Origin of the sequence: Dietzia sp. B19 (assembly GCF_014145155.1) — a bacterium.
Taxonomy (GTDB): Bacteria; Actinomycetota; Actinomycetes; order Mycobacteriales; family Mycobacteriaceae; genus Dietzia; species Dietzia natronolimnaea.
Window position 1 is genome coordinate 1 of the sequence record NZ_JAALED010000306.1, and the last position, 5,532, is coordinate 5,532.

General features: G+C 65.5%; 5 protein-coding genes. 3 read left to right on the forward strand and 2 right to left on the reverse strand.

Annotation, left to right across the window (positions count from 1 at the left end):
* Window positions 1-184 precede the first annotated feature (184 nt).
* Window positions 185-1,078 carry an SDR family NAD(P)-dependent oxidoreductase gene (locus tag G6020_RS09345; protein WP_182610425.1) on the reverse strand — a complete coding sequence of 298 codons (894 nt, stop codon included), beginning with the start codon at window positions 1,076-1,078 and terminating at the stop codon, window positions 185-187.
* 604 nt (window positions 1,079-1,682) lie between these two features.
* On the opposite strand from G6020_RS09345, the gene G6020_RS09350 reads away from it, so the two are divergent.
* Together G6020_RS09350 and G6020_RS09355 are read left to right on the forward strand one after the other, a co-directional pair.
* Window positions 1,683-2,135, forward strand: coding sequence for a transposase (locus G6020_RS09350; protein WP_182610426.1), 453 nt, complete (start codon window positions 1,683-1,685; stop codon window positions 2,133-2,135).
* Entirely contained in the window at window positions 2,132-3,187 is a 1,056-nt protein-coding gene (locus tag G6020_RS09355; RefSeq protein WP_082924038.1) for an IS3 family transposase, read from the forward strand. The genes G6020_RS09350 and G6020_RS09355 overlap by 4 nt, the downstream gene beginning before the upstream one ends.
* Here the strand turns inward: G6020_RS09355 and G6020_RS09360 are convergent.
* The gene (locus G6020_RS09360) at window positions 3,160-3,720 is read right to left on the reverse strand and encodes a hypothetical protein (RefSeq protein WP_182610427.1); all 561 of its coding nucleotides are present in this window, start codon (window positions 3,718-3,720) and stop codon (window positions 3,160-3,162) included. The two genes, G6020_RS09355 and G6020_RS09360, sit on opposite strands and share 28 nt — an antisense overlap.
* A gap of 88 nt (window positions 3,721-3,808) precedes the next feature.
* Here G6020_RS09360 and G6020_RS09365 point away from each other — a divergent pair, with 88 nt between their 5' ends.
* Window positions 3,809-5,266, forward strand: coding sequence for a class I SAM-dependent DNA methyltransferase (locus G6020_RS09365; protein ID WP_182610428.1), 1,458 nt, complete (start codon window positions 3,809-3,811; stop codon window positions 5,264-5,266).
* Window positions 5,267-5,532: the final 266 nt, after the last annotated feature.

Sequence of the window (5,532 nt, forward strand, 5' to 3'; positions counted from 1 at the left end):
CGGACCACGGCCTGGCCCCCGGGTGGGCGTCGGGCATCGCGGCCGCTCGGTCCGCCGGATCAGGGTCCGCGCCGGGGCCGCACCGCGCCTGAATTCCGGCTCGGTGCCAGGACTGCGTGCCTGACCTCCGGGCCGGTACCAGGACCGAGGAGGGCGAGGTGTCCGGAGGTCAGGCGTCCGCGGGTCAGGCTCCCGCCGTCTCGGCCTCCGCGAACTGCCATAACCGCTCGGCGATCTCGGGGTCCGAGGCCTCGGCGCTCCGGCCGATGAGCGTGGGCATACCCCTGAGGTTCCGCAGCCCGTCCGGACCGGTGTAGCTGCACGGCGGTAGCGGCCGGGTGGCGGCGAACATCGTGGTGAGCGCCGCCTGGGTCGCAGGCTGGGCGAACACCGAGCAGACGCGGGTGATCACCGTGTCGACCACGGCGTTCCCGCTGGCGTTGGTGATCCCGGTCGCCGCCCACCCGGGGTGCGTGAGCTGAACGTCGACCCCCGCCACCGCGGCCTCGGCCCGTCCGTCCCGCAGCCGCTGGTCCAGCGCGAGCCCCCACAGCATGTCGCCGAGTTTGGACTGGGCGTAGGCCGCCGCGGGGGTCCACCGACGGCGGCGGAAGTGGGGGTCGTCGAGGTCGAAGGTCGCGGCCTTGTGCGCGTTGGACCCGACGATCACCACGCGGCGGCGCACACCCGGGAGGACGAGGTTCGTGAAGAGGAACGGGCCGAGAACGTTGACGCCCAACAGCATCTCGAATCCGTCGGCGGTCTCGCGGCGTCGCGGCGTGATGGCGCCGGCATTGTTGACCAGCACGTCGATCGGCTCGGGCTCCCCGCCGCGCAGCTCGTCGGCAGCGCGTCGCACGCTCTCGAGCGAGGCCAGGTCCAGCTCGACGACCCGCGACGGGCCCGGGAGAGAGTCCGCGACCTCGCGTCCACGCCTGGTGTCCCGCACCGCCAGGACGACCCGGGCGCCGCGGTCCGAGGCGGAGCGGGCGGTCTCCAGGCCGACGCCGCTGGTCGCCCCCGTGATGAGCCAGGTCTGGCCGGTGAGGTCCGGGATCTCGATGCTCGTGTGCGCCACGCGTCACAGGCTACTCATGCAGGTGGGCCGAGAGGCCCGGCTGAGTGGTGGTGCTACCTGAGCCACCTCTTCGACGGCGACGACCCCATCAACAGACTGACACTCTTGGTGGAGCCGCTCGTCGCGAAGACGGTACCGATCACCGACGGCCGCCCTGATACGCGGGATCGCCGAGCTCGTCCGTCGCCGGTCGATCATGCAGACTGGGCAAGACTCAACAACCAGTCGGAGTAGAACTCAGTGAGTGGGCGCGCGGGCCGCACTGTTCACCACGCTAGATCTGCCCCTTAAACGTCAACTCGCCCCCACCGGCTTACGGGCGCTGACCGAGACCCGCTCGGCAGATTGCGTGGGCAGGATCAGGACTCGTAGCTAGGGTACGCCTGGCACCACGCAGGCTCACCGGAGACTGTGACGTCCGCCTCGACGAGAACCGTCTGACCTGCAGCGATCAAACTCGGGTAGTCACTGGTTCCGCCGATAATCCTCTCGTCCTCGTCGTAGCACACGATTCCGACCCGCGCGTTCCCTATCCGCCAGACTGAGGTGAGACACCCGGACTGGCTGGATGAGAGGCTGGGGCGCGACTGAAGGAGAACCCAGCATGACGATCACTGCTACCACTGCTGCGGCCGTGGAGGCCTTGCAGCCGACGCCGGTGCCGGCACAGGAGACGGTGGAATCCCCGCGGGCCGGGCGGCCGGCGCGGCGGACGTTCACCGCCGAGTACAAGCGGCGGATCGTCGCCGAGTACGACCAGGCCCCGGCCGGTGAGAAAGGCCGGGTGCTGCGGCGTGAGGGACTCTACGATTCCAGCGTCAAACAGTGGCGGGCCCAGATCGAAGCCGGAACACTGGGCAGGGTGTCCAAGAAGAAGCCTCGGGAGGGCCTGTCGCCGGAACAGGCGCGCATCGCCGAACTGGAAAAGCAGATCGGCAAGCTCGAGACGGACGCGGCCCGAAAGGACGAGGTCATCGCTGATCGTGACGCCGCTTTGGAGGTCATGGGAAAAGGTGTCGCGTTCTTGGAGGCGCTCTCGAAAAAGAACACGCGGTGAGCCGGGCGGCCTGGCGCACCTGGCAGGCCGAGACCGCGCAGCTGCTGACCGCGCTGCTGGGTGTGGTGCGCGCATGTGCGCTGGTTGGCCGGTCGCGGGCAACGCACCACCGCCAGGCGAATCCGAAGCCGCGCGCCTACGGCCCGCACCCCAAAGCCCGACATCCTGCCGAGCTCAGCGACCCGGACCGCGCCGCGGTGCTGGGCGTGCTCACCAGCGACGCTTACGCCGATCTGTCGGTGGCCCAGGTGTGGGCCCGAGAGCTCGACGCGGGCCGGTATCACTGCTCGCAGCGCACAATGCACCGCATCTTGGCCGCCCAGGCGATGAACGGCGAACGCCGCAGGCAGGCTACCCATCCGCCGCGCAAGATTCCCGAGCTGGTGGCGACCGCGGCAAATGACGTCTGGTCCTGGGATATTACGAAAATGCGGGGTCCGGCCAAGGGCGTCTGGTACCACGCCTATGTCGTCATCGACATCTTCTCCCGCTACGTCGTCGGGTGGCGGATCGAGACCGTCGAGGACGGCGAACTGGCGGCTGACCTGGTCGCTGACGCCATCGCTGAGCAAGGGCGGGCACCGGGGTATCTCCACGCCGACGGGGGCGCGGCGATGACCTCGAAGCCATTGGCCTCGCTGCTGGTCGACCTGGATGTCATCCGGTCGCACAATCGGCCGCGCACCAGCAACGATAACCCCTACAGCGAGTCTCAGTTCAAGACCATGAAGTACACACCGGACTACCCGGAGCGGTTCGCCAGCATCGGCCACGCCCGTGCCTGGATGAACCGGTTCACCCACTGGTACAACCACGAACACCGGCACAGCGGGATCGGACTGCACACCCCGGCCAGCGTCCACGACGGCACCGCCGATCACATCCGCGACAAGCGGCAGCTCGTGCTCGACGCTGCCTACGCCAAGCACCCTGAACGGTTCACCCGGCGCCCGCGCCCACCCCGGCTACCAGAGAAAGTGACCATCAACGACCCCGCAGCCCGATCAGCCGAAACTAGCCAGGCTCAACCGACCACTGCACGTCTCAATTGATTTGACACGCTCCGGTTATTCATGTCTGCGCCCGAGGGATTCGTCAACTCGAATACTGCAGTAGTGCCGCCGTACTGATCGGCCCTGATTTCTCGCGAAGCCACCGGCTCAATCGGATCGACCTCTTGGTGGGCCATCCCGTGGTCGCTAATCGACACCGACGCATCGACTTCGGCTACCTCGGCGCCTGGCGTCGAGCTGAGATCGAACCACACCGGAAGTACGAGCTCCTGTCCGGCCCAGGCCATCGACTCGACCTGGTCGCTTGTACCTAGGATTCCGCCGTACGAGTCGAGGAAATTCATACTGACAGTGACGAACTCGCCTACCGCGTTCTCATCTTCACTGGTGACCACAGCGATTCCCCGGACATAGCCGTCCTGCTGGCCGAACCCCGTGGCTACTAGCTCGACTGCCGCTGGCGAATCAGGTGCCGCAGCCCCGCGGTCCGCACTTCCCCCGGGATCGTCCGCAGATTCTCCACATGCAGTTAGCAAGAAAGCAGTTGAAGCCACGAGGGCAAATAAGCGCATAATCATACTTTAGTTCGGAGGCTCCACCCCTTCCCCACCGCCCCGGGTGTTCCCAGGAAAAGTCGCACGTGCTGGATACGATGGCCACATGATCACCGGTGAACTCAAGAGCAAGATCGACGGCGTCTGGAACGCCTTCTGGTCGGGCGGCATCAGCAACCCGCTCGAGGTGATCGAGCAGATCACATTCCTGCTCTTCATCCGCCGTCTCGACGACCTGCAGACGCTGCAGGAGAACAAGGCCAGGCGACTGGGCGAGCCGCTCGTCGACCCGACGTTCAAGCCGGGCCAGGACCAGCTCCGGTGGTCTCGCTTCAAGAACGCGGAGCCGGGAGTGATGTTCCGGATTGTCGACGACGAAGTGTTCCCGTTCCTGAGGCAGCTCGGCGGCGAGGGTTCCACTTACGCCGATCACATGAAGGATGCCCGCTTCACCGTGCCAACCCCGGCGCTGCTGAGCAAGGTCGTCGACATGCTCGACGACGTGCCGATGCACGACCGCGACACCAACGGCGACCTCTACGAGTACATGCTCGGCAAGCTCGCCTCTGCGGGACAGAACGGCCAGTTCCGCACGCCGCGGCACATCATCCAGCTGATGGTCGCCATGACGGACCCCAAGCCGTCTGATGAGATCTGCGATCCCGCCTGCGGCACTGCCGGCTTCCTCGTGTCCGCGGCCGAGCACCTGCGTGAGCACCACCCGAGCATCCTCACCAACGAGGTTCAGCGGAAGCACTTCGGGGCCTCGATGTTCCACGGGTACGACTTCGACTCCACCATGCTGCGCATCGGCAGCATGAACATGCTCATGCACGGCGTCGAGTCGCCGGACATCCGCTACCGAGATTCGCTCTCCGAGGTGGCGGCAGACACCGAGGGGCGCTACACACTGATCCTCGCAAACCCGCCGTTCGCAGGAAGCCTGGACTACGAATCCACGTCCAAGGCGCTACTCAAGGACGTCAAGACCAAGAAGACCGAGTTGCTCTTTCTCGCTCTGTTCCTGCGCCTACTCAAGCCGGGTGGGCGCGCGGCGGTGATCGTGCCCGACGGCGTCCTGTTCGGCTCGACCACTGCCCACAAGGCATTGCGCAAGCGCCTGGTCGAGGAGCAAAAACTCGACGCCGTGGTCAAACTCCCGTCGGGCGTGTTCAAGCCGTACGCGGGCGTATCGACGGCCATCCTGTTCTTCACCAAGACCGACTCTGGTGGCACCGACGACGTGTGGTTTTACGACGTCCGCGCGGACGGTTTCTCCCTCGACGACAAGCGCAACCCCGTCGATGCCAATGACCTGCCGGATGTGCTCTCTCGCTGGAAGAACCGCGCCGCCGAGAAGACTCGCGCACGCACCGAGCAGTCTTTCCTGGTGCCCAAGGCCGACATCGTGGCACAGCAGTACGAACTGTCGATTAACCGCTACAAAGAGATCATCTTAGACGAGGTCGAGACTCGCAACCCATTGGAGATCATCGCCGAGCTCGAAGCGCTCGAGGGCGAGTTCCAGCATGGGCTGGCAGAGCTCAGAGAGATGCTTACATGAGGCGGGTCGCACTATCGGAAATCGCCCAGATTCATAGTGGCGGCAGACTTGGACTATCCGGAAAGCACTTCTCCGAAGAGGGCACAGTCCCCGCTTACGGCGCCGCAGGACTGAATGGATATTTGGACACGGCCGAATATGTCCAACGAGAAGGGGTCATACTGTCATCAATCGGAGCGAGGTGCGGGAAGTGTTTTCATGTAGATGGTTCCTGGACCAGCCTTGCGAATACCCAGGTTATCCGGCTCTTCGCATCTGAGCGTGGG